Here is a 1,584-nt window from a genome sequence, read left to right as displayed (position 1 = left end):
AATGTTACCACCAGAAGCTGTCAATTCTTGGGGATGGCGTGTGCCATTCATTTTGAGTTCTGTGTTGGTCATTGTTGGCTTATATGTGCGTTTAAGCATCATTGAAAGCCCTGCATTTAAGAAAATTGAGAAAGCAGAAAAACAAGTACAAATTCCATTGATGGAAATGTTCACAAAACATACAAAAATGCTGGCAGTGGGTTCAATCAGTATGGTGGCTTGTTATACGTTGTTTTTCATCATCACAGTATTTTCATTGCAATACGGCACAGTGACTACGCATGTTTATACACGAACTGAATATCTAGTGATGTTATCCATCGCTGTCATGTTCATGGCAATTGCATCGCCAATTTCAGCATTATTGTGTGATCGTTATGGTCGTAAACCTATTTTATTGTTGAGTTACTTCATCATTATGGCAGCGGGTTTATTATTTGGTATGTCTGTGACAAGTGGTAATGTTATTTGGACGACGATTTATTTATCATTCGGTTTATTTGCAATGGGATTTAACTTTGCACCAATGGGGGCATTTTTATCAGAAATTTTCCCAACGCAAGTGCGTTATACCGGTGCATCCATGACATATAACTTAGGTGGAATTTTAGGTGGATCATTGCCACCATTTGCCATCACATATTTAATGGGCTTTGAGAAAGGTATTTATTATGTGGGTTATTATTTGGCTGTGATTGGTATTATCAGCTTTATTGCGATCACTTTTTCTAAAGAAACAAAAGATATTGATTTAATGGATAATTAATTCAGATTTAGAAAACGCCACTCAATAACTGATTGAGTGGCATTGTTTTACTGTGGTACAGCACCTTCAATTTTAAAGTCTTCACTATTAATGAGTTCAATCATCTGTTTTGTACGAGGATCTTTTGGGAAGTTTTTTTGATAAATTTTAAATTCTCTGAGAGCATCTTCAGCTCTATTTTCAAATAAATATGACATTGCAATGGACCAACGAGCAGCTTCATTGCCTAAGCTAAGAGCTTGATCTAAATAAGGTTTAGCCTCTTTGATTTTTCCAGATTCAGCTAAAAATGCCCCCATGAAGAAATAACCTGTTGAATCATCAGGTGTCTGTTTAATAAATTGATCAGCATAGTTGATTGTTTGTTCGGCGGCACCTTTAATATCTAAATTATGCCCAATGCGAGCAATTTGCATGGATAGATATAAAGTGCTAGGTTCAGTACTAGCTTCAGTCATTGTTTTAGCCACTTCTAATAATATTTGAATCTCTTTAGTTGCTTGTCGCTGATCTTCTTCAGAATCAAATTGAGTAGGATAAGTGCCTGCATTTTTAGAAAGCTCTTCAATCCTATCTTGTAAATATAGAAGATCTATTGTGGCACCTTGTTCATTTTTAACTAAAAGTTTATCTATGTTTAAAGTAGCGTATGGCTCTGCATTAGTTAATGTGAAGAGAAAGGTTGATGTGATGAGTAATCTTTTCCAAGAAAGTCGCATAATTAGAGCCTTTATTTTTAGAATAAGGGGGAAAACTGATCAAGTATTATGAATCATTTTACCTCAGTGGTAGCATATTTTATATTATATCTTGGGTTA

Annotated in this window: 2 protein-coding genes; one reads left to right on the top strand and one right to left on the bottom strand. The window is 35.0% G+C overall.

Annotated features, from left to right (window positions below; translation table 11 throughout):
• Positions 1–766, top strand: a 766-nt coding sequence (locus BZK14_RS12015) for an MFS transporter (protein ID WP_077926711.1), incomplete at its 5' end; no start/stop codon positions are given.
• Positions 767–813: 47 nt separating this feature from the next.
• On the opposite strand, the gene BZK14_RS12010 is transcribed toward BZK14_RS12015, so the two are convergent.
• Positions 814–1,485, bottom strand: a complete 672-nt coding sequence (locus tag BZK14_RS12010; RefSeq protein ID WP_077926710.1) for a tetratricopeptide repeat protein — start codon at positions 1,483–1,485, stop codon at positions 814–816.
• Positions 1,486–1,584: the final 99 nt, after the last annotated feature.

The organism is Wohlfahrtiimonas larvae (assembly GCF_002006755.1).
In the GTDB taxonomy this organism is placed as follows: domain Bacteria; phylum Pseudomonadota; class Gammaproteobacteria; order Cardiobacteriales; family Wohlfahrtiimonadaceae; genus Wohlfahrtiimonas; species Wohlfahrtiimonas larvae.
This window is presented reverse-complemented; position numbering and strand designations above follow the sequence as displayed.